At 69.9% G+C, this 25,027-nt stretch carries 20 protein-coding genes, 1 pseudogene and 1 riboswitch; of the genes and pseudogenes, 8 read left to right on the forward strand and 13 right to left on the reverse strand.

What is annotated here, in order from left to right; all coding sequences use genetic code 11:
• Window positions 1-253 precede the first annotated feature (253 nt).
• The 3 genes from ABZ453_RS35340 to ABZ453_RS35350 all read left to right on the forward strand — a co-directional run bounded on the left by ABZ453_RS35340 (window position 254) and on the right by ABZ453_RS35350 (window position 2,198).
• Window positions 254-466 (forward strand): DUF5326 family protein, encoded by a 213-nt coding sequence (locus tag ABZ453_RS35340; protein WP_200703064.1) that lies wholly within the window; start codon window positions 254-256, stop codon window positions 464-466.
• Window positions 467-861: 395 nt separating this feature from the next.
• A complete protein-coding gene (locus tag ABZ453_RS35345) occupies window positions 862-1,662 on the forward strand; it encodes a helix-turn-helix domain-containing protein (protein ID WP_359021581.1) in 801 nt (266 codons plus the stop codon).
• A 98-nt stretch (window positions 1,663-1,760) separates the two neighbouring features.
• On the forward strand, window positions 1,761-2,198 hold the full coding sequence (locus ABZ453_RS35350) for an SsgA family sporulation/cell division regulator (protein WP_133048323.1): 438 nt from the start codon (window positions 1,761-1,763) through the stop codon (window positions 2,196-2,198).
• 77 nt (window positions 2,199-2,275) lie between these two features.
• On the opposite strand, the gene ABZ453_RS35355 is transcribed toward ABZ453_RS35350, so the two are convergent.
• Window positions 2,276-3,763 carry a YibE/F family protein gene (locus ABZ453_RS35355; protein ID WP_359021583.1) on the reverse strand — a complete coding sequence of 496 codons (1,488 nt, stop codon included), beginning with the start codon at window positions 3,761-3,763 and terminating at the stop codon, window positions 2,276-2,278.
• Window positions 3,764-3,834: 71 nt separating this feature from the next.
• A riboswitch (TPP riboswitch) is annotated at window positions 3,835-4,024 on the forward strand.
• On the opposite strand from ABZ453_RS35355, the gene thiC reads away from it, so the two are divergent.
• Entirely contained in the window at window positions 4,017-5,813 is a 1,797-nt protein-coding gene (thiC, locus tag ABZ453_RS35360) for a phosphomethylpyrimidine synthase ThiC (protein ID WP_359021585.1), read from the forward strand. It overlaps the preceding riboswitch by 8 nt.
• A 90-nt stretch (window positions 5,814-5,903) precedes the next feature.
• Here thiC and ABZ453_RS35365 read toward each other — a convergent pair whose 3' ends face one another.
• The 5 genes from ABZ453_RS35365 to ABZ453_RS35385 form a co-directional block, all read right to left on the reverse strand.
• Window positions 5,904-6,158: a cold shock domain-containing protein gene (locus tag ABZ453_RS35365; protein WP_359021587.1), complete on the reverse strand. Its 255-nt coding sequence runs from the start codon at window positions 6,156-6,158 to the stop codon at window positions 5,904-5,906.
• 34 nt (window positions 6,159-6,192) lie between these two features.
• Complete coding sequence (locus ABZ453_RS35370; RefSeq protein WP_359021589.1) at window positions 6,193-7,131, reverse strand: NADP-dependent oxidoreductase; 939 nt, start codon at window positions 7,129-7,131, stop codon at window positions 6,193-6,195.
• A gap of 207 nt (window positions 7,132-7,338) precedes the next feature.
• The gene (locus ABZ453_RS35375) at window positions 7,339-8,208 is read right to left on the reverse strand and encodes a hypothetical protein (RefSeq protein WP_359021591.1); all 870 of its coding nucleotides are present in this window, start codon (window positions 8,206-8,208) and stop codon (window positions 7,339-7,341) included.
• A gap of 192 nt (window positions 8,209-8,400) precedes the next feature.
• The gene (locus tag ABZ453_RS35380) at window positions 8,401-9,477 is read right to left on the reverse strand and encodes a metallophosphoesterase (RefSeq protein ID WP_359021593.1); all 1,077 of its coding nucleotides are present in this window, start codon (window positions 9,475-9,477) and stop codon (window positions 8,401-8,403) included.
• Window positions 9,478-9,677: 200 nt separating this feature from the next.
• Window positions 9,678-10,790 (reverse strand): LacI family DNA-binding transcriptional regulator, encoded by a 1,113-nt coding sequence (locus tag ABZ453_RS35385; protein WP_359021595.1) that lies wholly within the window; start codon window positions 10,788-10,790, stop codon window positions 9,678-9,680.
• A gap of 451 nt (window positions 10,791-11,241) precedes the next feature.
• Here ABZ453_RS35385 and hisC point away from each other — a divergent pair, with 451 nt between their 5' ends.
• The 4 genes from hisC to cydD all read left to right on the forward strand — a co-directional run bounded on the left by hisC (window position 11,242) and on the right by cydD (window position 18,677).
• Window positions 11,242-12,321, forward strand: coding sequence for a histidinol-phosphate transaminase (gene hisC / locus ABZ453_RS35390; protein WP_359021597.1), 1,080 nt, complete (start codon window positions 11,242-11,244; stop codon window positions 12,319-12,321).
• Window positions 12,322-12,591: 270 nt separating this feature from the next.
• Window positions 12,592-14,100 carry a cytochrome ubiquinol oxidase subunit I gene (locus tag ABZ453_RS35395; RefSeq protein WP_359021599.1) on the forward strand — a complete coding sequence of 503 codons (1,509 nt, stop codon included), beginning with the start codon at window positions 12,592-12,594 and terminating at the stop codon, window positions 14,098-14,100.
• Between the two features lie 18 nt (window positions 14,101-14,118).
• Window positions 14,119-15,123, forward strand: a complete 1,005-nt coding sequence (gene cydB, locus ABZ453_RS35400) for a cytochrome d ubiquinol oxidase subunit II (protein WP_359021601.1) — start codon at window positions 14,119-14,121, stop codon at window positions 15,121-15,123.
• 59 nt (window positions 15,124-15,182) lie between these two features.
• Window positions 15,183-18,677: a thiol reductant ABC exporter subunit CydD gene (gene cydD / locus ABZ453_RS35405; RefSeq protein ID WP_359021603.1), complete on the forward strand. Its 3,495-nt coding sequence runs from the start codon at window positions 15,183-15,185 to the stop codon at window positions 18,675-18,677.
• A gap of 34 nt (window positions 18,678-18,711) precedes the next feature.
• On the opposite strand, the gene ABZ453_RS35410 is transcribed toward cydD, so the two are convergent.
• The 7 genes and pseudogenes from ABZ453_RS35410 to ABZ453_RS35440 all read right to left on the reverse strand — a co-directional run bounded on the left by ABZ453_RS35410 (window position 18,712) and on the right by ABZ453_RS35440 (window position 24,989).
• The gene (locus ABZ453_RS35410) at window positions 18,712-19,599 is read right to left on the reverse strand and encodes an HAD hydrolase family protein (protein WP_359021605.1); all 888 of its coding nucleotides are present in this window, start codon (window positions 19,597-19,599) and stop codon (window positions 18,712-18,714) included.
• Window positions 19,600-19,659: 60 nt separating this feature from the next.
• Window positions 19,660-20,565, reverse strand: a complete 906-nt coding sequence (locus tag ABZ453_RS35415; protein WP_359021607.1) for an LLM class flavin-dependent oxidoreductase — start codon at window positions 20,563-20,565, stop codon at window positions 19,660-19,662.
• Window positions 20,566-20,616: 51 nt separating this feature from the next.
• Complete coding sequence (locus ABZ453_RS35420; RefSeq protein WP_359021609.1) at window positions 20,617-21,060, reverse strand: hypothetical protein; 444 nt, start codon at window positions 21,058-21,060, stop codon at window positions 20,617-20,619.
• A gap of 19 nt (window positions 21,061-21,079) precedes the next feature.
• Window positions 21,080-21,628: an RNA 2'-phosphotransferase gene (locus ABZ453_RS35425; RefSeq protein ID WP_359021611.1), complete on the reverse strand. Its 549-nt coding sequence runs from the start codon at window positions 21,626-21,628 to the stop codon at window positions 21,080-21,082.
• Window positions 21,629-21,750: 122 nt separating this feature from the next.
• A pseudogene (locus tag ABZ453_RS35430) lies at window positions 21,751-22,304 on the reverse strand (MerR family transcriptional regulator); the annotation flags it as partial.
• Between the two features lie 88 nt (window positions 22,305-22,392).
• Window positions 22,393-24,150 (reverse strand): SDR family oxidoreductase, encoded by a 1,758-nt coding sequence (locus ABZ453_RS35435; RefSeq protein WP_359021613.1) that lies wholly within the window; start codon window positions 24,148-24,150, stop codon window positions 22,393-22,395.
• The gene (locus ABZ453_RS35440; protein WP_359021615.1) at window positions 24,147-24,989 is read right to left on the reverse strand and encodes a M24 family metallopeptidase; all 843 of its coding nucleotides are present in this window, start codon (window positions 24,987-24,989) and stop codon (window positions 24,147-24,149) included. Before ABZ453_RS35440 ends, ABZ453_RS35435 begins: the two co-directional genes overlap by 4 nt.
• Between the last annotated feature and the right edge of the window lie 38 nt (window positions 24,990-25,027).

Genomic DNA, 25,027 nt, shown 5'->3' on the forward strand with positions numbered 1-25,027 from the left:
TCAGCAGGGCGTCCAGGTCATTCGTCACAGATCGATCTTGGACGCCCTGTCCGCGTTCCCACACGCACCGTCAGCATTCGGAATGACTCGTCTAGGGGTTCGATCAGGGGAGGACAAGGGATGCGAGGCCCCCGCCGGGACCCCTGCCGGCCCTAGCATCGAGGGCAGGACAAGAGAAGGATCCGGCCTCGTAGGACCGGGTCGTCGACGGGACCCGGCAGCAGCGGCGGGCGGAAAGGACAGGACGAGAGCAATGGGAGAGATCTTTTCGGGACTGCCGTGGTGGGTGAAGTGGATCGCGGTGCCGGTCATCGCCCTGGTCGTGTTCGGCGGGCTGATCGCCACCGTCGTCGGCTTCGTCATCGGACTGCTCTTCAAGGCGCTGGTCTTCGTGGCGCTGGTCGGTGGACTGATCTACGTCGTACGGAAGTTCACCTCGAGCTCCTCGTCGCGCAGCGACTGGTGAGAACCCCGGGGCACCGGTGAGGTAACAGGAATCACCGGTTCCCTCGGGCGGGGGAAGTTTCCCGGACGGGCCGTCCCTGTGCGGTGGAGGGCGATTAGAGTCCGGAATCCGACGCGGGCAAGACCCCGCGGGCGGCGCACACCCCCTCCCGTGTCTCCCCGCACGGGCTGCCCCTCTCGCGCTTCGGGAGTGACCCCTTGGCCACGGTAGACACCGCAGTCACAGCCCCCTACGCACCCCCCACCTCGCCTCAGACGGCCGCCTCCCCGCCGGGTCGCCTCAGGCCCCCCGAACAGCCGGGCCCCTCCGCACAGAAGCGGGCGACGGCCGCCCCGGCATCGACGGCGGCTACGTCCACGGCCACCTCGCGGCCACGGTCCCGGACGCCGGAGGGGGTGCCGACCCCGCCGGGGAGGTGCCTACCGCCGCCCCCCACCACGCCACCCCAGCAGTCGACCCTGATCGGCTCCGTCCAGCGTGCGATGCGCCTGCTGGAATGCGTCGCCGGTCACGAGCACGGAGCCCCGGCCAAACAACTGGCCCGCGAGACCGGTCTGGCGCTGCCCACGGCGTACCACCTGCTGCGCACCCTGGTGCACGAGGGCTATCTGCGCCGGGACAAGGGGTTGTTCTTCCTCGGCGACGCGGCCGAGCGGCTGGGCAGCAGGGGGGCGCAGGAGAAACGTCGCAGCACGATGGTCGACGCGCTCGCCAGCTGGCGGGACGCGATCGGGGTGCCGGTGTACTACGCCGTGTACCGGGACGGCGAGATCGAGGTCATGTGCGTCTCCGACACCCCGGGCAACCCGGCGGTCGAGGAGTGGGCCGACTTTCGTGAGACCGGGCACGCGCACGCGGTCGGACAGTGCCTGCTGTCCCAGCTGGACGAGGAGGCGCGTCGCGATCATCTCGACCGCTATCCCGTGCAGGCCATCACTCCGTACACGGTGCGCGACAGTCACACCCTGTTGCGGCGGCTCGAGCGGACAGGTCGGATGGAGCCGGTCACCGAGCGCCAGGAGTACGCGCTGGGGACGGTGTGCGCGGCGGTCCCGATCACCATCGGTACGACAGCAGCGACGGTGGCCATCTCCCTGCCCGCGCATCAGGCCGACCGTGTGCCGGCGGCGGCGCGGCAACTGCAGAACGAGATCGGGCGCCTGCTGGGGTCACTGGCGCTCTCTATCAGCATCTGAAAACTCACTCCTTGTGATCTGTCGCTCACTTTCAGCAAGATGCCTGCAGTGTCAGGGGATCATTCCCAGCCATTCGGCTTCATATGACGGGGTAGGCGATGCGCGAGTCCGTACAGGCAGAGGTCATGATGAGCTTCCTCGTCTCCGAGGAGCTCTCCTTCCGTATCCCGGTCGAGCTGGGGTACGAGACGTGTGATCCCTATGCCGTTCGGCTGACCTTCCATCTGCCGGGCGATGCCCCGGTGACCTGGGCGTTCGGCAGGGAGTTGCTGATCGACGGGGTGGGCAGGCCGTGCGGTGAGGGCGATGTGCGGGTGTCGCCCGCCGAGGTGGACTCGCTGAGCGAGGTGCTGATCCGGCTTCAGGTGGGCGGTGACCAGGCGCTGTTCCGTTCGTCGACGGCGCCGCTCATCGCGTTCCTGGACCGCACGGACAAGCTGGTGCCGCTCGGCCAGGAGGGAGCGCTCGCCGAGTTCGACGCCCATCTGGACGAGGCGCTGGACCGCATCCTGGCGGAGGAGCAAAGCGCCGGGTGAGGCCTGCGCGCGGGGGCGGCCGGAACGGAACGCAGTAACGCTTCTTCCGCTGACGCGTGCACCCCTGGGCCTCGTCCTCAGTGCTTGCGTCGTCGGCCCTTCCCCGTGCGGGCCGCAGGCGGTGCGATGCCGGCCGTTGCCGTCCCTGGTCCCGTCTCCCGTGACGGTCGGTCGGCCGAGACAACCAGCGCCGCCAGCAACGTCGTGACCGGGACCGAGGCGACCAGCCCGATCGATCCCACGAGCGTGCGCACGATCTCCTCCGCCACCAGCTCGCTGTTGGCCACCGTGCCCACACTGCTCTGCGCGATGGAGAAGAGCAGCAGCAGGGGCAGCGCGGCACCGGCGTAGGCGAGGACCAGGGTGTTGACGACGGACGCGATGTGGTCGCGGCCGATGCGGATGCCGGCGCGGTACAGCCCGCGCCACCCCGTCGAGGGGTTGGCCTCGTGCAGTTCCCAGACCGCCGAGGTCTGAGTGACCGTCACATCGTCGAGGACACCGAGCGAGCCGATGATGACGCCCGCGAGCAGCAGACCGCTCATGTCGATCGACGGATACAGGCCGTGGATCAGGCCGGTGTTGTCGTCGGTGTTCCCGGTGAGCGCCGCCCAGCCGATGAACAGCGAGCCGAGGAAACCGATCAGCACCAGCGAGATCAGTGTGCCGAGCACCGCCACGGACGTACGGGCCGACAGCCCGTGGCACAGGTAGAGGGCGATCAGCATGATCGCGCTCGACCCGATCACCGCGACGAGCAGGGGATTCGAGCCCTGCAGGATCGCGGGCAGGATGAAGAAGTTCAGGATCAGGAAGCTGATGGCCAGCGCGACCAGCGCCATGACGCCCCGCAGCCGTCCGACGATCACGACGGCGAGCGCGAAGATGCCGGCCAGCAGAGCCATCGGGAACCGTCGGTTCACGTCGGCCACGGAGTACTGCAGGTCCTTGGGTGCCGAGGGCTCGTAGGCGGCCACCACCTTCTCGCCCTGGTGCAGTTGGCGCGACTGGTCGGGCTGGACGATCTCGGTGAACGTACGGCCCTTGTCCTTGCCGGTGTCGACCCGGATCGTCGCCTTCTTGCAGGTCCCCTTCTCCTGCTGCTGGGCGGAGGAACCCCCGGTGGTGGAGGTGTCGCCGAGCGAGCTCCCGCCCGAGGCGTTCACCGACTTGCAGCTCACGGAGACGACCCTGGTGACCGTCGCCTGCTGGGTCTGCCGGTCGAAGCCCACCCCGGTCCGCTGGTGCGACGGGGCGCCGCCCGGCCACAGCACCACGAGGCCGACGACCACGGCGGCGGCGAACGGGATGAGGACGGCCGCGATGACCTTGCGCAAATGCTGGGAGACGGGGGCGGCCGGACCATGGCTGTGACTGTGGCCGTGCCCGCTGTGGCTGCCCGCATCGTGCCCGTGCCCGCCATGGGCGCCCGCATCGTGCCCGTGTCCCGGCCCGCCGGGGGCTCCGGGGCCGTTACCGGGTTCGTGGCCGTCGGCCCCATGGATGCCGCCGTATCCCGGGCCGTGCCCAGGGGGCGGGTACGAGGGCTGGTGTGTCGTGGTCACCGGCAGATCATCCCAACAACGGCAGAGGGGCACTGTTCACCGCGCCACACATGACGCTAGCGTGGAGGCACCTTTGCACACGCGGGAGCTCGGAGCACCGGGCTGAGAGGGCGCTGACCTCCGTCCCAGCGATGTTTCACGTGGAACGTCAACGAAGTCGAGTGATGTTCCCCACGAAATGTCGGCAGACGGAAGCCGCTGCGTCGACCGCCGAACCTGTTACCGGGTAATGCCGGCGTAGGGAGTAGGTCTCATGACCAACAAGGACGCACGCACGCCTGCCTCCACGCAGTTCGACGGGGAGAACGGGAAGTCCATCGGCTGGCACAAGGCGTACATCGAGGGTTCGCGCCCCGATGTGCGGGTGCCGGTCCGTCAGGTGCACCTCACCAACGGGCAGTCGGTCACGCTGTACGACACCTCGGGCCCGTACACCGATCCGCTCACCGACACGGATGTCCGCAGGGGGCTCGCCCCGCTGCGCGAGAACTGGATCGTCGGTCGCGGGGACACAGAGGAGTACGCGGGTCGGCCCGTCCGTCCCGAGGACGACGGGGTCAAGCACACATCGCCCCGCGGCGGTCTGCGCAACCTCGACGCCGTCTTCCCGGGACGTCCGCGCCAGCCGAGGCGCAGCCGCGACGGCAAGGCGGTCACGCAGCTCGCGTATGCGCGCCGCGGCGAGATCACGCCCGAGATGGAGTTCGTGGCCTTCCGGGAGAACGTCTCACCGGAGGTCGTCCGCGAGGAGATCGCGGAGGGCCGGGCGGTTCTCCCCGCGAACGTCAACCACCCGGAGATCGAGCCGATGATCATCGGCAAGCGGTTCTTGGTGAAGGTCAACGCGAACATCGGCAACTCCGCTGTCACCTCCTCCATCGAGGAGGAGGTCGAGAAGATGACCTGGGCGACCCGCTGGGGCGCCGACACGGTCATGGACCTGTCCACGGGCCGCAACATCCACACCACCCGTGAGTGGGTGCTGCGCAACTCCCCCGTCCCCATCGGCACGGTGCCGCTCTATCAGGCGCTGGAGAAGGTCGACGGCCGGGCCGAGGAGCTGACCTGGGAGATCTACAAGGACACGGTCATCGAGCAGGCCGAGCAGGGCGTGGACTACATGACCGTCCACGCGGGCGTGCGCCTCCCGTTCGTCCCGCTCACCGCCCACCGCAAGACCGGCATCGTCTCGCGCGGCGGCTCGATCATGGCGGCGTGGTGTCTGGCGCACCACAAGGAGTCGTTCCTGTACGAGAACTTCGAAGAACTCTGCGAGATCCTCGCCGCGTACGACGTCACGTACTCGCTCGGGGACGGTCTGCGTCCCGGTTCGATCGCGGACGCCAACGACGAGGCGCAGTTCGCGGAGTTGCGCACGCTCGGGGAACTCAACCGGATCGCGAAGCGTTTCAACGTACAGACCATGATCGAGGGCCCGGGGCATGTCCCGATGCACAAGATCAAGGAGAACATCGACCTTCAGCAGGAGATCTGCGATGAAGCTCCGTTCTATACCCTCGGCCCGCTGACGACGGACGTCGCGCCGGCGTACGACCACATCACCTCCGGCATCGGTGCCGCGATGATCGCCTGGTGGGGTACGGCGATGCTCTGCTACGTCACTCCCAAGGAGCACTTGGGCCTGCCCAACCGCGACGACGTCAAGACCGGTGTCATCACCTACAAGATCGCCGCCCACGCGGCCGACCTTGCCAAGGGGCACCCCGGGGCGCAGGAGTGGGACGACGCGCTGTCCGACGCCCGCTTCGAGTTCCGGTGGGAGGACCAGTTCAACCTCGCCCTGGACCCGGACACGGCCCGCGAGTTCCATGACGAGACCCTCCCGGCGGAGCCGGCCAAGACGGCTCACTTCTGCTCGATGTGCGGGCCGAAGTTCTGCTCCATGAAGATCAGCCACACCATCACCGAGCGGTTCGGCGGTGAGGCGGCCGACGGGGCGTCGCAGGAGGAGATCGCGGAGGGGATGCTGCAGAAGTCCAAGGAGTTCGCGGCGAGCGGTAACAGGGTGTACCTGCCGATCGCTGACTGACCAACGCCGGAACGCCGTCCCGCCACCGACCCGGGACGGCGCTTCCTCCGCCGGGACCCGGCGTCTGCCAGTTCGCGGAATCGGGGTTCCTCAGTTCGCGGAATCGACGTCCCTCAGTTCGCGGAACCGGGTGTCCGTGAGTACCACGCGGACGGCCCGACAGTGCCAGCCGTCCTGCTCGCCGGCCTCCCACTCCAGGGCGACGACCTGGCCGACGGACAGAGAACGAAACTCCGGCATCTCGATCGCCGAGAAGTGCGCCCAGCAACCGCCGGGCGTCTCCGGGGAGTCGAGGATCCCCCAGCTCTCTTCGTCATGCCACACGCGCACGCTTGCACCGATCATCCGCGGACTCCAAGGAACGCTCTGCTCAAGGCCGTCATGGCACCAGGACGATCTTGCCGGTCGTCTGCCTGGTCTCGATCGCGCGGTGGGCCGCCGCCGCTTCGGACAGCGGGTAGGTGTCCTGGACCATCACCCGCAGCCGGCCCGTCTCGATGCGCTCGGTGATGTGTTCCAGCAGCGCCCCTGAGGGCGCGGCCGTGACCCAGACATACCGCAGGCCGCGGTCGGCGGCCTGGCGGTCGTCGGTTCCCGGATCGATCGACGCGCCGACGAGCAGACCGCCTGGCCGCAGCACGTCGAGGGAGTGTGGACCGTAGGAACCGCCCACCAGGTCGAGGACCACGTCCACGGGCGCCACGGCGGCCCGGAAGTCGGTGGCGGTGTAGTCGACCAGTTCGTCGGCGCCCAGTCGGCGCAGCAGGTCGTGACGGGCGGCCCGCGCGGTGCCGATGACGTGCGCCCCCAACTCCTTGGCCAGTTGCACCGCGACATGCCCGACGCCGCCGGCCGCCGCGTGGATCAGCACCCGGTCGCCCGGCTGGACCCCCGCCAGCACGGCCAGTGCCTGCCACGCGGTCACAGCCACCAGCGGCACGGCACCCGCGTGCACCAGATCGAGGTTCTTCGGCGCGAGGGCCAGCGCCTCGACCGGGGCGACGGTGAACTCGGCGTACGCTCCGTGCCGGCCGACCGCCAGCATGCCGTACACCGTGTCGCCGGGCACGAACCGCGTCACGCCCTCACCGACCCGCTCGACGACGCCGGCCACGTCGTTGCCCGGCGTCCACGGCAGGGTGAGCAGCTCCGGCACCCGGCCGGACCGCAGCACCGCGTCTCCCGGGTTGACCCCGGCACCGGCGACGCGGAGCAGCACCTCACCCGGACCGGGTTCGGGCACGTCGGTCTCCGTGTACACGAGCGCCTCGGGGCCGCCGAACGCGGACTGTACGACGGCATGCATGCGGGCGGACATCAGGTCTCCTCGTCAGATGGGCGTGGTGCGTCCATGATCGGCCCGCTCAATGCCCCGCGGAAGAACGCACTTGTGCGACATCGCGGCCGTACGGGCCGCCCACGCGCGATGCGGCGAACGCGTCGCCCGTGAGGCCGCCGACTGCGACCGACTGTCCGGCTTGCGCTCCTCCGAGGGGCTTCCGCGGTGGGAGGCGCAAGCCGGTGGTCACTCCGGCTGGTGTTCCGGGCCTCCGAAGTCCGGGCTGGTGTAGTCCGGGCTGGTGAAGCTCGGGCGGTGACCGCGTCCCGGGCCGTCGTCCGGGCTGGTGAAGCCCGGGCGGTCGTAACCGAGATGCGGGATGCGGTTGGTCGGAGCCTGCGGGGCGGGGTCGTGCAGGGCCGCCACCGTGCCCGGGTCGGCCAGTGCGTCGCGCAGGAACGGCAGGATCCCGCGCTCCAGCAGCGCCTCCCGCCAGGCATCCCTGGCCAGGGTCACCTCCTCGTTCAGTTCGCCGTACGGTCCCGCCTCCAGCGAGGGGCTGTTGCGCAGGGCCGTCAGGAGAAGCCCGACGGCGGCGACGAGGATCGCGGCCGCGGTCAGGGCGCCGAACACCCAACCCGCCGTCAGCAGGGTTTTGCCGAACGTCTGTTCGGGGGCGACGGACCTGATGATGTACCCGACGAGCAGGAATATCGCTGCGGCCGTTCCGGCGAGGACGGGGGTGAGGACGGCGGCGACGGCGACGGCGCCCGCGCCGGCCGGCTCGGCGGCCTCGCCGAGGGTGGTGGCGAGCCCCATCGCGCCCGCGTCCGGCTCCGCGGAGCCGGATTCACGGGAGGACGACGGGGTGGACGACGCCGGCTGGCGCAGTTCCTCGCGGACCTTCACGTAGTGCTGGTACTCGGTCGCCGCGGCCACCGTGATGAGGGCGGTGGCGTTCAGCGCCATGGTGCGCAGCTGTTCGGGATTCAGCCGTTGCCCCACAGCGGCCAGTTCCGGGCGCTGTGGGGCGGAGCGCAGCGCCTCGTCGAGGACCCGCTCGTACTCCTGGCGGTCCTCACTCAGCAGGTGCTGCGGAACGCTGTTCATGTGCATCCCCCGATGCTCCGTAGGGCTTGGGGCTCGCATGCCAACGAGCCGTCGGGCAGAAACGGAGGGGAGCCTGCTACGGATAAGCCGATGGTAGAGCCGGGACGGCACGCGGTGACAGGGGGTTTCCGGAAATTGGGCCCTGGCCAGGGCCGTTCTCCACGATCCTCCGTGTGGCCCCGCCTGCCCCGGGAACGTTCAATTATCCAGCGGAAGTTGCTGGACCAGCAGCTTTCCGGCCATGGTCACTCCGCCGTCCATCGCGATGGCCAGGCCGTCCGCGTAGACGTGCGGTCCCTCGACCAACGGCTCGGGGCGCTCCTCGCCGTCCTCGGAGCCGACCTCGCCCAGCAGATAGGGAATGGGGCTGTGGCCGTGAACGATCCGGGTGCCGCCGTACGTATCCAGCAGGGAGCGTACGGCGTCTGCACCGCCCTCGTCGCGGAAGGAGAAGCGCTTGGTGAACTTGCGGAACAGATCCCAGCACTCGTCGGCGTCGTTACGGGTGAGTGTCTCGCGGACCGTGTCGTTGACCGCCTCGATCGAGTCGCCGTAGTCGAGGTAGGCGGTGGTGTCGGAGTGGACGAGCAGATAGCCGTCGACCTCCTCGACCGCGTCCAGGCGGGCCATCCACTGCAGGTGGTGGTCCTGAAGACGGTCCATGTCGGTCTTCTGCCCGCCGTTGAGCAGCCAGGCCGCCTGGAAGGTGGCGGTGCCCGCGCCGGAGTTGACGGGGGTGTCGCCGAAGCGTTTGGCGCCGAGCAGCAGCAGCTCGTGGTTGCCCATGAGGGCCTTGCAGTAGCCGCCGGCCGCGGCCGCCTCGGCGGACAGCCGCATCACCAGTTCGATGACGCCGATGCCGTCGGGTCCCCGGTCGGTGAAGTCGCCGAGGAACCACAGCCGCGCGGTGCCCGCGCACCAGTTGCCGGCCACGTCGATCAGCCCCTGCTCCCGCAGGGCGGCCAGCAGCTCCTCCAGATAGCCGTGCACGTCTCCCACGACGTACAGCGGCCCCACGCCCTCCGCCTGCTGCGGGATGCCCGCGGACACCGGGTCGACGTTCCCGCCGAGCGGGTCACCGGGGTGGACGACCGGCAGATCGCGCTCGGTGGGCGTGTACCCGTCGGGATATGTCTCCTCCTCGGGCGGTACGACGTCGCCGGGGTGCGTGCTGTGGCCGTACGGACCGGTCTCGTGGACGTATGCAGGCACCCGGAAGTCGCGCAACGTCGCCGTCCGCTCCACCTCGGGTCCCTGACCGGCCCCCTGAGTCATCAGACCCCTCCACCATCGCGCCGCATCTGCACCGCTTCGGACTGCCTGGTCGCAGCGGCCCGCGGTGTCGTGGGCCCATCATAGGAATGCGGATCGCGCCATGTGATGACCCAGGGGTGGTGAATCGGAGCAAGAGTCCAGTTCACCGCGGCTTTCGCCCCGATTGGGCAGGGCTTCGACCGCTGCTGACAGCGCTTGTTTCACTCCTCTTCGGGCGAACGCGGCGGGCTGACGGTCGTGCGCGGCGGACGTCGCTGGGACGAGGTACGGACGATCAGCTCGGTCGGTATCACCTGCTCGACCGGTTGGTCCGATTCGACCCCCTCGATCGCGTCGATGAGCAGCTGCACCACCGCCGTGCCGATCCGGCGCGGCTTCAGTGAGAGTGTGGTGATCGGCGGTTCTGTGTTGGCGTACACGGTGGATTCGCTGCAGCAGACCAGAAGCAGGTCGTCCGGTACGCGCAGGCCGTAACGACGGGCGGCGGCGAGCAGATCGGTGCCGTTCGGATCGAACAGTCCGTAGACGGCGTCCGGCCGGTCGGGGCGGGCGAGCAGCCGGTCGGCGGCGACGGCGCCCGCGCACGGATCGTGGGCTGGGTAGGCCTCGTACACCGGCTCCTGGCCGACGCGCTCGCACCAGCGCAGGTACGCCGTCGTGGACAGATGGGTGTACGTGTCCGTCGTGGTCCCCGTCAGCAGGCCGATGCGGCGGGCGCCGGCGTCGGCCAGATGGTCGAGAATGCCGAGGACGGCGGCCTCGTGGTCGTTGTCGACCCACGCGGTGACCGGCAGCGCGCCGGCCGGGCGGCCGTCGGAGACGACCGGTAAACCCTGCCGGACCAGTTCGCTGACCACCGGGTCCTGGTCGGACGGGTCGATGACGACCGTGCCGTCCAGGGCGACGTTCGACCACACGTCGTGGCGCGAGGTCGCCGGAAGGATCACCAGCGCGTAGCCGCGGGCGAGCGCGGCGGAGGTGGCCGCTCGCGCCATCTCGGCGAAGTACGCGAACTCGGTGAAGGTGAAAGGTTCATCCCCGTACGTCGTCACGGTCAGGCCGATGAGTCCCGACTTGCCCGTACGGAGGGTCCGGGCCGCCGCCGAGGGCCGGTAGCCCAGCCGGTCGGCGACCTCGCGGACATGGCGTCGGGTGGCGTCCGGGAGCCTGCCCTTGCCGTTCAGGGCATCGGAGACGGTCGTGATGGAGACTCCGGCGGCGGCGGCCACGTCTCTGATGCCCGCCCGACCCGGCCGACTGCCTCGACGTGAGGTTTCCGCGCGGCTCACCTGGTGCTTCCCTGCTGCTGTCATGGCGAGCCGATAGTAGGGCTCATGCGGTGGGGTAGGGCGGACGCATATGCACGCATTGACAGGCACGTTTCTGCATGGTCATTTACCGTCAACTACCTTTGAAAGAGAGCCAGTTGAACGATCAAATGGCACTACGTGACTTGTCGGCACGCATGAGCCTGCCAACTTCCCGATGTCTCGAAGAGGTCTCAACTCACCTGCACGGGTGATGCGCGCCAGGGCGTGAGCCACCGGCGCACAGATATATCTGGCCGCGCCCCCGGACCGGTCCGCGATTCGTCTGGCTTCGTACGACGATGCCCCTGATGCCTGTGAGGGCGGATGCGGTCGGCCGGGCCGCCGGACCGGGTCGCGCCGCACCTGTACGCAGCGGCGCCGAATCCTCATAAGGTGTGGAGTATTGGAAGCCGGCGGTGTGGACGGGCCGTCGGTGGTCGCGAGGAGGACTGCGGTGAGCGAGACGAGCCCCAAGCTGCGCGCCGAGCTGGCGGGGATCCCCACCTACAAGCCGGGCAAGCCTGCCGCGGCCGGCGGCCCGGTGGCCTACAAGCTGTCCTCCAACGAGAACCCCTATCCGCCACTGCCCGGCGTGATGGAGAGCGTGACGGCCGCGGCCTCGTCCTTCAACCGCTACCCGGACATGGCCTGCACGGGCCTGATGAACGAGCTGTCCGACCGCTTCGGTGTCCCGCTCTCCGACCTGGCGACCGGCACCGGTTCGGTCGGGGTCGCCCAGCAGCTGATCCAGTCCACCGCGGGCCCCGGCGACGAGGTCGTCTACGCCTGGCGCTCCTTCGAGGCGTACCCGATCATCACGCAGATCAGTGGCGCGACCTCGGTCCGGGTGCCGCTGACACCGGGGGATGTGCACGACCTGGACGCCATGGCCGACGCGATCACCGACCGCACGCGCCTGATCTTCGTCTGCAACCCCAACAACCCGACGGGTACGGTCGTCAGGCGTGCCGAGCTCGAGCGCTTCCTGGACCGGGTGCCGGGCGATGTGCTGGTGGTGCTGGACGAGGCCTACCGCGAGTTCATCCGCGATCTGGAGGTCCCGGACGGGGTGGAGATCTACCGGGAGCGGCCGAACGTCTGTGTGCTGCGCACGTTCTCCAAGGCGTACGGCCTCGCCGGCCTGCGGGTCGGTTTCGCGATCGCCCATGAGCCGGTGGCGGCGGCACTGCGCAAGACGGCCGTGCCGTTCGGGGTGAGCCAGATCGCGCAGGAGGCGGCGATCGCCTCGCTGCGTGCCGAGGACGAGTTGATCGGACGGGTCGGCTCGCTGGTGTGCGAGCGCACGCGTGTGGTCGACGCGCTGCGGGCCCAGGGCTGGACCGTGCCCGAGACGCAGGCCAACTTCGTGTGGCTGCGGCTGGGGGAGCAGACGGTCGCTTTCGCCGCGGCCTGTGAGCAGCACGGTGTGGTGATCCGGCCGTTCCCGGGCGAGGGTGTGCGGGTGACGGTCGGGGAGACCGAGGCGAACGACATCTTCCTGAAGGTGGCGGAGGGCTTCCGCAAGGAGCTGTGACGGTCGTCGTGCTGCGACTGCCCGCGTGATCGTCATGCCGTGACGGTTGTCGTGAGCTGCGGGGCGTCTTGGTTTCACGTGGAACCGAGGCGCCCGAGCGCCAGGTGCCGACCGGCCCTGTCCATGTGTGACCTATCGGACCCGGTTCAGGACCCCCCGCCCGTCCCGTGCCGAACTTCCATGCGCCATAATTGCTTGTGAATGTGAACGCTTTCACAAGCGCTCGTATGAGCATAAGTTCCACCAGCCTGTGAGGTAAGGAGCGGCGACGTGGACCTGGCTTTGGCGCCGGAGACTCTGGCGCGATGGCAGTTCGGCATCACCACCGTCTACCACTTCCTGTTCGTCCCCCTGACGATCTCGCTCGCCGCCCTGACGGCCGGCCTTCAGACCGCATGGGTGCGCACGGAGAACGAGAAGTACCTCAGGGCGACGAAGTTCTGGGGCAAGCTCTTCCTGATCAACATCGCGATGGGCGTGGTCACGGGCATCGTGCAGGAGTTCCAGTTCGGCATGAACTGGTCCGACTACTCGCGCTTCGTCGGCGACATCTTCGGCGCTCCGCTCGCCTTCGAAGCCCTGATCGCCTTCTTCTTCGAGTCGACCTTCATCGGTCTGTGGATCTTCGGCTGGGACAAGCTGCCGAAGAAGATCCACCTGGCCTGTATCTGGATGGTCTCGATCGGCACCATCCTGTCGGCGTACTTCATCCTCGCGGCCAACTCCTGGATGCAGCATCCGGTCGGCTACCGGATCAACAAGGCCAAGGGCCGCGCCGAGCTCACGGACTTCTGGTCCGTCCTCACCCAGAACACCGCGCTCGCGCAGGCCTTCCACACGCTCACCGCGTCTTTCCTGACCGGCGGCGCGTTCATGGTCGGCATCGCGGCCTTCCACCTGTTCCGCAAGAAGCACGTCCCCGTGATGAAGACCTCGCTGCGGCTGGGCCTGGTCACGGTCGTCATCGCCGGACTGCTCACCGCGATCAGCGGGGACACGCTCGGCAAGGTCATGTTCAAGCAGCAGCCGATGAAGATGGCCGCCGCCGAGGCACTGTGGGACGGCCAGAAGTCGGCGCCGTTCTCGGTCTTCGCCTACGGCGATGTCAGCAAGGGCCACAACACGGTCGAGCTCTCGGTCCCGGGTGTGCTGTCCTTCCTGGCCGACGACGACTTCAACTCCTATGTCCCCGGCATCAACGACACCAACAAGGCCGAGCAGGCCAAGTACGGGCCCGGCGACTACCGGCCCATCATCCCCGTCACCTTCTGGGCGTTCCGCTGGATGATCGGCTTCGGCATGGCGTCCTTCGCGATCGGCCTGCTCGGGCTGTGGCTGACCCGCAAGAAGTTCATGCTGCCCCAGCATCTGAGGGTGGGCGAGGACGAGGTGCCGCATCTGGTCCTGTTCCGGAACAAGGCGCTCAACCCGAAGCTCAGCAGGCTGTACTGGCTGGTGGCCATCTGGACCCTGGGCTTCCCGCTGATCGCCAACTCCTGGGGCTGGATCTTCACCGAGATGGGCCGGCAGCCGTGGGTCGTCTACGGCGTCCTGCAGACCCGGCACGCGGTCTCCCCCGGTGTCTCTCAGGCCGAGGTCCTCACCTCGATGATCACTTTCACCGCGCTGTACGCGATCCTCGCCGTCGTCGAGGTCAAGCTGCTGGTGAAGTACGTCAAGGCCGGACCGCCCGAGCTCACCGAGGCCGACCTCAACCCGCCCACGAAGATCGGCGGCGACTCCCGTGACGCCGACAAGCCGATGGCCTTCTCGTACTAGGCCCAGGGAGATCGAGTCATGCAACTTCACGACGTCTGGTTCGTCCTCATCGCCGTCCTGTGGACCGGCTACTTCTTCCTGGAGGGCTTCGACTTCGGAGTCGGCATCCTCACCAGGCTGCTGGCCCGCGACCGGCCCGAGAAGCGGTTGCTGATCAACACCATCGGCCCCGTCTGGGACGGCAACGAGGTGTGGCTGCTCACGGCGGGCGGTGCGACCTTCGCCGCCTTCCCCGAGTGGTACGCCACCCTCTTCTCCGGGTTCTACCTGCCGCTGCTGGTCATCCTGGTCTGCCTGATCGTGCGCGGAGTCGCCTTCGAGTACCGCGCGAAGCGGCCCGAGGAGAACTGGCAGCGCAACTGGGAGACCGCGATCTTCTGGACCTCGCTGCTGCCCGCGTTCCTCTGGGGCGTGGCCTTCGGAAACATCGTGCGGGGCGTGAAGATCGACAAGAACTTCGAGTACGTCGGCAACGTCTGGGACCTGCTCAACCCGTACGCCCTGCTCGGCGGCCTGGTGACGCTGACGCTGTTCACCTTCCACGGAGCGGTGTTCACCGCGCTCAAGACCGTCGGTGACATCCGGGAACGGGCGCGGAAGCTGGCCCTCAAGGTGGGGCTCGTGACCGCCGCGCTGGCGCTGGTGTTCCTGCTGTGGACGCAGGTCGACAGCGGCGACGCCAAGAGCCTGGTCGCGCTCGTCGTGGCCGTGGCCGCTCTGGTCGCGGCGCTGGTGGCGAACCAGGCCGGACGGGAGGGATGGTCGTTCGCGCTGTCCGGGGTCACGATCGTGGCCGCGGTGGCGATGCTCTTCCTCTCCCTCTTCCCCAACGTCATGCCGTCGTCGCTCAACGATGGCTGGAGTCTCACGGTCACCAACGCCTCGTCGAGCCCCTACACCCTGAAGATCATGACCTGGTGCGCCGGGATCGCCACGCCGATCGTGCTGCTCTACCAGGGCTGGACCTACTGGGTGTTCCGCAAGCGGATCGGTACGCAGCACCTCGCCGAGGCCGCGCACTGATTCCGGTTTGGGGCATGTTTCATGTGAAACATGCCCCTTGAGAAGAGGGTGTGTTTCACGTGAAACCGATCGACCCGCGCCTGCTCCGATATGCCCGCGCCACCCGCCTTTTCATGGTGGCGGTCGTCGGCCTGGGTGCGGTCGGTGCGGCGCTGGTCATCGCTCAGGCCATGCTCATCGCCGACGTGGTGGTCGGAGCCTTCCAGCACGGGATGTCGGTCGCTGAACTCCGCACTCCCCTGCTGTTGTTGGCAGCCGTCGCCGGTGGCCGGGCGTTGGTCTCCTGGCTCACGGAACTCGCCGCCCATCGGGCCAGCGCCGCGGTGAAGTCGGAACTGCGGGGGAGGCTGCTGGAGCGGGCCGGCGCGCTGGGTCCGGGGTGGTTGAGCGGGCAGCGGACCGGCTCGCTCGTCGCTCTGGCCACGCGCGGAGTCGACGCCCTCGACGACTACTTCTCGCGGTATCTGCCGCAGCTGGGGCTGGCGGTGGTCGTACCGGTGGCCGTGCTGGCCCGGATCGTCACCGAGGACTGGGTCTCGGCGGCGATCATCATCGGCACGCTGCCGCTCATCCCCGTCTTCATGATGCTGATCGGCTGGGCGACGCAGTCCCGGATGGACCGTCAGTGGAAGCTGCTGTCCCGGTTGTCCGGACACTTCCTGGACGTCGTGGCGGGGCTGCCGACGCTGAAGGTGTTCGGGCGGGCCAAGGCGCAGGCCGAGTCGATCAAGCGCATCACCGGCGAGTACCGGCAGGCGACCATGCGGACCCTGCGCATCGCCTTCATCTCCTCCTTCGCCCTGGAACTGCTCTCCACGCTCTCGGTGGCACTGGTCGCCGTGACGATCGGCATGCGGCTGGTTCACGGCGAGATGGACCTGTACATCGGTCTCGTCATCCTGGTGCTCGCCCCCGAGGCGTATCTGCCGCTGCGGCAGGTCGGAGCGCAGTACCACGCCGCGGCGGAAGGCCTGGCCGCCGCCGAGGAGATCTTCGCCGTGCTGGAGACGCCCGTTCCGGCGTCGGGCACGGCAGCGGTGCCGCCGGGCGCCGTGGCGTTCGAAGGGGTTTTTGTCCGTTATCCGGGCAGGGCCGAGGACGCCGTGTCGGACGTGTCCTTCTCGGTACGTCCCGGTGAGACGGTCGCGCTGGTCGGACCGAGCGGTGCGGGCAAGTCGACACTGCTGAACGTGCTGTTGGGGTTCGTGCCGACCAGTGCCGGGAGGGTGCGGGTCGGCGGCACGGACCTCACGGACGTCGATCCGCAGCAGTGGCGCTCACGGGTCGCGTGGGTGCCGCAGCGGCCGCATCTGTTCGCGGGGACCATCGCCGAGAACGTACGGCTGGCTCGTCCCGAGGCCGACGAGGCCGCCGTACGCAGGGCGCTGGCGGATGCCGGTGCGCTGGAGTTCGTGGACGCGCTGCCCGCCGGTGCCGAGACGGTGCTCGGTGAGGACGGTGCGGGCCTGTCCGCCGGTCAGCGGCAGCGGCTGGCCCTGGCCCGGGCGTTCCTCGCGGACCGGCCGGTGCTGCTGCTCGACGAGCCGACGGCCGCGCTGGACGGGGCCACCGAGGCCGAGGTCGTGGAGGCGGTACGGCGGCTCGCGGTCGGGCGGACGGTGCTGCTGGTGGTGCATCGGCCGGCGCTGCTCGGGGTGGCGGACCGGGTCGTGCGGCTGGCGGAACCGTCGGCCCCTGTTCCCGTGGAGAACCGGGCTTCCACGGCACCCCGCGCCGAGCGGGAGACCGTCCAGGACATCGCCCTCGACGCCGCCGCAGTCACCGAGCCCCGGACGACCAAAGGCGGCGTCCTCGGCCGTGTCCGTGCCATGTCCGGCCCCCGCCGCAGCCGTCTCGCCCTCGCCCTCCTGCTCGGCTCCCTCGCCCTCGGCAGTGCCGTCGGACTGATGGCGACCTCCGGGTGGCTCATCTCGCGCGCCTCGCAGCAGCCGCCGGTGTTGTATCTGATGGTGGCGGTGACGGCGACGCGGGCGTTCGGCATCGGGCGGGCGGTGTTCCGGTACGCGGAGCGGCTGGTGTCGCACGACGCGGTGCTGCGGATGCTCGCCGACACCCGGGTCGCCGTCTACCGGCGTCTGGAGCGGCTGGCGCCCGCCGGGTTGCGCGACACCCGCCGGGGCGACCTGCTGTCGCGGCTGGTCGCCGACGTGGACGCGTTGCAGGACTATTGGCTGCGCTGGCTGCTGCCCGCCGGTGCCGCGGTGATCGTCTCCGCCGCTTCCGTCGGCTTCACGGCATGGCTGCTCCCCGAGGCGGGCGCGGTCCTCGCCGTCGGCCTGCTGGCGGCAGGCGTCGGTGTCCCGCTGGTCACCGCCATGGTGTCCCGGCGCGCGGAGCGCCGACTGGCTCCTGCCCGGGGAGTCCTGGCGACGCGCGTGACCGACCTGCTCACCGGCACCGCCGAGTTGACGGTGGCGGGCGCTCTGCCCGCCCGTACCGCCGAGACACGGCGGGCCGACGGCACGCTCACCCGGATCGCCTCCCGCGCGGCCACCGCGACCGCGCTCGGCGACGGACTCACCGCGCTGATCTCCGGCCTGACCGTCGCCGCGGCCGCCCTGGCGGGCGTCCAGGGTGTCGCCGACGGCCGGTTGAGCGGCGTGGCGATGGCCGTGGTCGTGCTCACCCCGCTGGCCGCCTTCGAGGCCGTCCTCGGACTGCCCCTGGCCGTGCAGTACCGCCAACGGGTGCGCAGGAGCGCGGAGCGGGTCCACGAGGTCCTGGACGCGCCCGAACCGGTACGGGAGCCGCGGCAGCCCAGGCAGGCGCCCGCCTCCCCGTTCCCGGTCGCCCTCCGGGCTCTCACCGCGCGGCACGCGGGCCAGGATCGGGACGCCCTCGCCGGCCTCGACCTCACCCTCGACCAAGGGCGCAGGATCGCCGTGGTCGGGCCCTCCGGCTCCGGCAAGACCACGCTCGCGCAGGTGCTGCTGCGGTTCCTGGACGCGGACGCGGGCTCCTACACGCTGGCCGGCGTGGACGCGTACGCCCTCGACGGCGACGACGTCCGCAAGCTCGCCGGGTTGTGTGCGCAGGACGCGCACCTCTTCGACAGCTCGGTACGCGAGAACCTGCTGCTGGCGAAGAAGGACGCCACCGAGGACGAACTGCGGGACTGTCTGCGGCGTGCCCGGCTGCTCGACTGGGCCGACGGTCTGCCCGACGGGCTCGACACGCTCGTCGGCGAGCACGGGGCACGGCTGTCCGGCGGGCAGCGGCAACGGCTCGCGTTGGCCCGCGCAGTGCTGGCCGACTTCCCGGTGCTGGTGCTCGACGAGCCCGCCGAGCACCTCGACCTGGCGACGGCCGACGCGCTCACCGCCGATCTGCTGGCCGCCACCGAGGGCCGTACGACCCTGCTCATCACGCACCGGCTGGCCGGGCTGGAGGCGGTGGACGAGGTCGTCGTACTCGACGGGGGACGGGTCGTGCAGCGCGGGACGTACGCCGAACTGGCCGCCGTCCCCGGGCCGCTGCGGGCGATGGTGGAGCGGGAGGCGGAGACGGAGTCGCTGGTGCTGGGAGCGGCGTAGGACCGGAACGGTCTGCCGTTTCCCGTCGGCCGGACTACGCCCGCCCCGCCAGCATCCGCTCGATCACGACCGCCACCCCGTCGTCGTTGTTGGCGACCGTCCGGCCGGACGCGGCCGCGATGACGTCGGGGTGGGCGTTGCCCATGGCGTACGAGCGGCCCGCCCAGGTCAGCATCTCGACATCGTTGGGCATGTCCCCGAAGGCGACGACCTCCTCGTGCGAGATGCCGCGCTCGGCGCAGCACAGGGCGAGTGTGCTGGCCTTGGAGACGCCGGGGCCGCTGAGCTCGAGCAGGGCGCTGGGGCTGGAGCGGGTGACGGTGGCGCGGTCGCCGATGGCGAGGCGGGCCAGGGTGAGGAAGGCGTCCGGGTCGACCGTGGGATGGTAGGCGAGGATCTTCAGGACCGGCTCCTCGGCGCCCGGGCCGTCCGGCGCGAGGAGGTCCTCGGCCGGGGCGAGGTTGTCCGGGATCTCCATGTGCAGGGCGGGATAGTCAGGCTCCTGGTGGAAGCCGTAGGTCTGCTCGATCGCGTACACCGTGCCCGGTGCCGCCTCCCGCAGCAGCACCGCCGCGTCCAGCGCGTTCTCCCGTGCCAGCTCGCGCACCTTCACGAAGCGGTGGGCGCCGGGGCCGCCGTGCAGGTCGACCACGGCGGCACCGTTGCCGCAGATCGCGAGGCCGTGGCCGTGCACATGGTCGCTGACGACGTCCATCCAGCGGGCCGGCCGTCCGGTGACGAAGAAGACCTCGATGCCCGCTTCCTCGGCGGCGGCGAGAGCGGCGACCGTGCGCGGGGAGACCGACTTGTCGTCCCGCAGCAGGGTGCCGTCGAGATCGGTGGCTATGAGCCGCGGCGGTACGGCGGCGGCCGGGGTCTCGGGCTGTCGAGTCGCTGAGGTCACCGGGCCATTCTCCCGCATATGCCCGCGCGACCGTGCCGGAGTACCCACAGGCGGTGCACGGACGACACCCTGTCGCGGTCAGCCCAGCTGCGCGGGCGCCTCCATGGCGATCTGCTCGAAGACCTTCTCGTCGGCGGCGAAGACGGTGTCGGGGACGGGCCAGTGGATCACGATCTCGGTGAAGCCGAGCTCCCGGTGGCGGCCCGCGAAGTCCACGAACGCGTCCAGCGACTCCAGCGGACGGCCACGGTCCGGGGTGAAACCGGTGAGCAGGATCTTGTCGATGTCCGCCACGCTCCGGCCGATCGCGGCGCACGCGTCGGCGAGGTTCTCGGCCTGTCCGCGAATGGCTTGAACCGACTGTTCAGGAGTGCCGTTCTCGTACAGCCTGGGGTCCCCTGTGGTCACCCATGCCTGTCCGTACCGTGCGGCGAGCTTCAGCCCGCGGGGCCCGGTGGCGGCGACGGCGAAGGGCAGCCGGGGCCGCTGCACACAGCCGGGGATGTTGCGTGCCTCGTGCGCCGAGTAGAAGTCTCCCCCGTACGACACCTCGTCCTCGGTCAGCAGCCGGTCCAGCAGCGGCACGAACTCGGCGAGACGGTTCGCCCGTTCGCGCGGGGTCCACGGCTCCTGGCCGAGTGCGGTGGCGTCGAACCCGGTGCCGCCCGCGCCGATGCCGAGGGTGATCCGGCCGCCGGAGATGTCGTCGAGGGAGATCAGCTCCTTGGCGAGGGTGACCGGGTGCCGGAAGTTCGGCGAGGTCACCAGCGTGCCCAGACGCAGTCGTTCGGTGACGGCCGCGGCGGCGGTCAACGTCGGCAGGGCCCCGAACCACGGGCCGTCCCGGAACGGGACGCGCCAGGAGAGATGGTCGTAGGTGTAGGCGGTGTGGAAGCCGAGCTGCTCGGCCCGCTGCCATGCCGTGCGGCCGCCCTCGTGCCAGCGGCGGTGCGGAAGGATCACGGTGCTCAGGCGCAGACTCATGTGTCGAGCGTAAGCGGGAGAGAGGGTTTCACGTGAAACGGTCACCGACGGTCATCGCACGCGGCCGCTGAGCCAGGGCGTGAGGGTGAGCATCGACACGTACTCGCGATGCGTGCGGTCCCCGGGCAGCGGCACGATCAGGAAGTGGCCGGGCGGAAAGCGGCGGCTCTTGACGTGGGCGCGATCGTCGAACAGGGACCGGAGGAAGGCGGGGACGTCGTCGCGGGCGACGTCGGGACACTGGACGCCCTCGACTTCGATCAGCGCGTCGTCGTCCGGGTAGAGCCGCACACTCACCCGGGGCACTCCGCCGAACTCGGTGTACGCCTCGTGGGGAAGGGAGCCGTCCGGGTCGATGGTGACGCCGATGCCCGCGGCGGTGCGTCGGGAGGTCTGGTCGGCGCCGATGTCGTGGCTCACCTCGATCTCGCGCCCGTACTCGGCTGCGATGGCGCGAAGGGCGTTGACGGCGGCCTGGGTGGTGGGGAGGTCCATGCCGTGGATCATGCAGGGCTCAGTGTGCTTCGGGGAACCTCAGGTACCGCGGTGGTACGGCCTGTGTCAGCCACACGCCGTTGGCGCTGACGTGGAAGACATGGCCGTCGCGGTGCATGGCGCCCGCGTCCACGGAGAGCACGACGGGCCTTCCGCGCCGTGCGCCGACCCGGGTCGCCGTCTCGCCGTCGGCGGAGAGATGGACGTCGTGCCGGTTCATCGGGCGCAGCCCCTCGGCATGGATCGCGTCCAGGTTGCGGGCCACGGTGCCGTGGTAGAGGCACGGGGGCGGGGTCGCCGGGGAGAGGCCCAGTTCGACCTCGATGCTGTGGCCCTGACTGGCGCGGATCCGGGTGCCGTCGATCGCGAAGCGCTTCTTGTCGTTGTGGGCGACCACATGGTCGAGTTCGTCCCGGGTGAAGCGGAAGCCGTGGGCGGCGGCCGCGGCGATCAGCACGTCGATCTCGACCCAGCCGGCCTCGTCCAGCGTGAGCCCGATCCGCTCGGGCTGGTGGCGCAGGTGCTTCGAGAGGTACTTGGACACCTTGACGGTGCGTCTTTCATCCATCCGCTCAGCATGACGGGAGAGACGCGCATCACGCAGATTATTTTCGCCCGGAGGTTTGATCCACAACCAACTGTAGTTATCCACAGGCTACTTGGCAGTTCTGTGGACAACTCCCCGACATGTCAGCCCCCTTCGTCAAGATCGACTGGGGGCACAGTCCTTGACGTGAGCGCGTCCAACTCCCGCGCCCGCACCTCCCGTTCAGCCGCCAACGCCACAAACTGAGCCACCCGCTCCACCCCGACGAGTCCCTCCACCACCCGCATTGTCTCCTCGGGCAGGACCACGGAACGTGACACCGCCCGCCCCTCCGGCACCTCGCCCTCTCCGACTGCCGCCGGAGATGGAGCACCGCCAACGACCGCATCGCCCGCGCCAGTTCCGCGTCCACCGTCTGCTGCGCCAGGGGCCGCAGTCGCCGTCCCAGGGAGGCCGCCTCGGGCGCGTCCGCGTCGGTCGGACGGTGCGGTTCCCGCAGACAGCGAGCGAAGACGTGCTCCGTGGTGAACTCCAGGAAACAGGCGGCGATGTGCTCGACCTGTCCCCTCAACTCCCGCAGATGACCCGAGATCGCGGACAGCGGAACGACCGCGGCGTACAACTCGGCCCCGACGGCCAGCTGTTGGGGACTGGGCACGAGGAAGACGCCCTCGTCACCGGGCACCGGCTCCAGCACCCGAGTTCCACGGTCGGCTCGCCCGGTATCCAGTGCAGCGGCGTGCGCGACCAGTCGAAGGACACCCGTCGGGGCGTGATCGGTGCGCTCACAGCGGTGGCTGCAGTCGTGCGATCGCCCGCAACGCGCGCGGGGTGAGGCGGGACATGAGCCGGGCGCCCCGCGCCTCGGGGGTGACGGGCACGACGGGCTGGTTGCGCACGACCGCCTTCAGGATCGCGTCGGCGACCTTCTCCGGCGGGTAGTTCCTCAGGCCGTACAGCCGTGCCGTCCTCTTCTGGCGCCGCTTCTCCTCCTCCGCGTCCACGCCCGCGAAGCGCGCGGTGGAGGTGATGTTCGTGTTGACGAAGCCGGGACATATGGCGCTCACGCCGATTCCCCGACCCGCGAGTTCGGCGCGCAGGCACTCGCTCAGCATCAGCACCGCCGCCTTGGAGGTGCTGTAGGCGGGCAGCGCCCTGGACGGCTGGTAGGCCGCCGCCGACGCGGTGTTGACGATGTGGCCGCCCTGGCCGCGCTCGGCCATCTGCCTCCCGAAGAGCCGGCAGCCGTGGATGACCCCCCACAGGTTGACGTCGAGGACCTTCCTCCAGTCCTCCGGGGTCGTGTCGAAGAAGGAGCCGCCCAGGCCGATCCCCGCGTTGTTGACGAGGACGTCCACCACGCCGTACTCGGCGGCGACCTTGTCGGCGAGCTTCTCCATGGCCTGCTCGTCGGAGACGTCGACCGTCTCCGCCCACGCCTCGGGGGCGCCGATCAACCGGGACAGTTCCACGGTGCGTGCGGCGGCCTCGGCGTCCCGGTCGACGGCGACCACGCGCGCGCCCGCCTCGGCGAACGCGAACGCCGTGGCCCGGCCGATGCCGCTGCCCGCGCCGGTGACCAGCACGAGCTGCCCGCCGAACCGGTCGGCGTACCTGCCGGTGGCCGCCGGCTCGCTGCTGCCTCCCTCGGTGGCGGTGACGAACTCGGCGATCCAGGCGGCCAGTTGGTCCGGCCGGGTGCGCGGGATCCAGTGCTTGGCCGGCAGCGTGCGGCGGGTCAGCCGCGGGACCCACTGCTCCAGTCCGTCGTAGAGCCGTTCGGAGAGGAACGCGTCCCCCAGGGGCGTGATGAGCTGCACGGGCGCGTGCGCGTAGGCGTCGGTGCGCGGCCTGCGCAGTCGGGCGCGGACGTTGTCCCGGTACAGCCACGCCCCGTGCGCCGCGTCCCGGGGCAGCGAGGAGGTCGGGTAGTCGCCGCCGGGCACCTTCTCCACGCGCTCAAGGATGCGGGGCCAGCGCTTGCCGAGGGGGCCGCGCCAGGCCAGCTCGGGCAGCACGGGCGTGTGCAGCAGGTACACGTACCAGGACTTGGCGCCCTGGCCGAGCAGCTGGCCGACGCGGCGCGGGGTGGGCCGCTTCAGGCGGCCGTCGATCCAGTGGCCGAAGTGGTCCAGGGAGGGACCGGACATCGAGGTGAAGGAGGCGACGCGTCCCTCGGTGCGCCGGACGGTGACGAACTCCCAGGACTGCACAGAGCCCCAGTCGTGCCCCACGACGTGCACCGGGCGGTCCGGGCTGACGGCGTCGATCACCGCCAGGAAGTCGTCGGTCAGCTTCTCCAGGGTGAAGCCGCCGCGCAGGGGTCGCGGCGCCGTCGAACGGCCGTGTCCGCGGACGTCGTACAGCACGACGTGGAAGCGGTCGGCCAGCCGTGGGGCCACCTCGGACCACACCTCCTTGCTGTCCGGGTAGCCGTGCACCAGCACGACCGTCGGCCGCCCGGGATCGCCCAGCTCGGCGACGCACAGCTCGATGCCGCCCGTGTGCACCCGGCGCTCGCGCGCGCCCTCCAGTACCGTCACTTCTCCTCCGCCCAGCGCCGCGTGTGCGGCAGATCGTCGTCCAGCCAGAAGGTGCTCTCCTCGGGGTCCCTCGAGTCGGTGACGACCAGGATCTCCTCGAACTTCGCACCCGTGCCCCGGAAGCCGAGATGGGGCTCGACCGCCCACAGCCCCGGCTGCGGCGGGTGGTCGGAGAAGCGGTAGGGCGACCACAGCGGTGACCAGCCCTCGCGGTGACCGCGCAGCGCGTCGGAGGCGAGGCCCTTGAGCGCCTGGGTGCCGAACCCGAAGACGTGCGGTGACCAGCGGCGCCGCTTCACCCGGTCGACCTTGTGGGCGATCACGCCGAAGGGGTAGGCGCGGTGCCGGTTGGCGTAGCCCTGGCGGACCATGAGGCGGTCCACGTCCTCGTAGATCTCGCGCAGCGGGCGCCGCTCGCGCACCTCGCGCAGGATCAGCTCCCGGTGTGCCTCCAGGTCCGCCATGAGCTGGTCCTGCACCGGGTTGGGGCCGAGGGAGCCGGAGTAGCCGATGTCCGCGGTGCAACCGTCGAGGACGGGAGCCATGTCGAGGATGAACGGCATTCCCGGCTCCAGGCGCCGGTCGCTCGGGAAGAACTGCAGGGGGACGCGAAAGTTCACGAACGCGGTGCGGTCGCCGAACCAGGCGAAGGGCAGATGGAACCAGTCCCGCACGCCCCGCTCGCGCAGCCAGGACCGCTGCATGCGGGCCGCCTCCCGCTCGGTCACCCCCGGTCGCAGCCGGGCGGCGACCGCCTCGGCGCACTCGTAGGCGAGGCGCTGCACCTTTCTGAACCCCCTCAGCCGCGCCGAGAGTTCGCCCGTCACTGCCGTCGTCATGCCATCGCCCACCCCTCGTCGTACCTCGACCGCGGTAC

It is taken from the genome of Streptomyces sp. NPDC005799 (assembly GCF_040630525.1).
Taxonomy (GTDB): Bacteria; Actinomycetota; Actinomycetes; order Streptomycetales; family Streptomycetaceae; genus Streptomyces; species Streptomyces griseorubiginosus_B.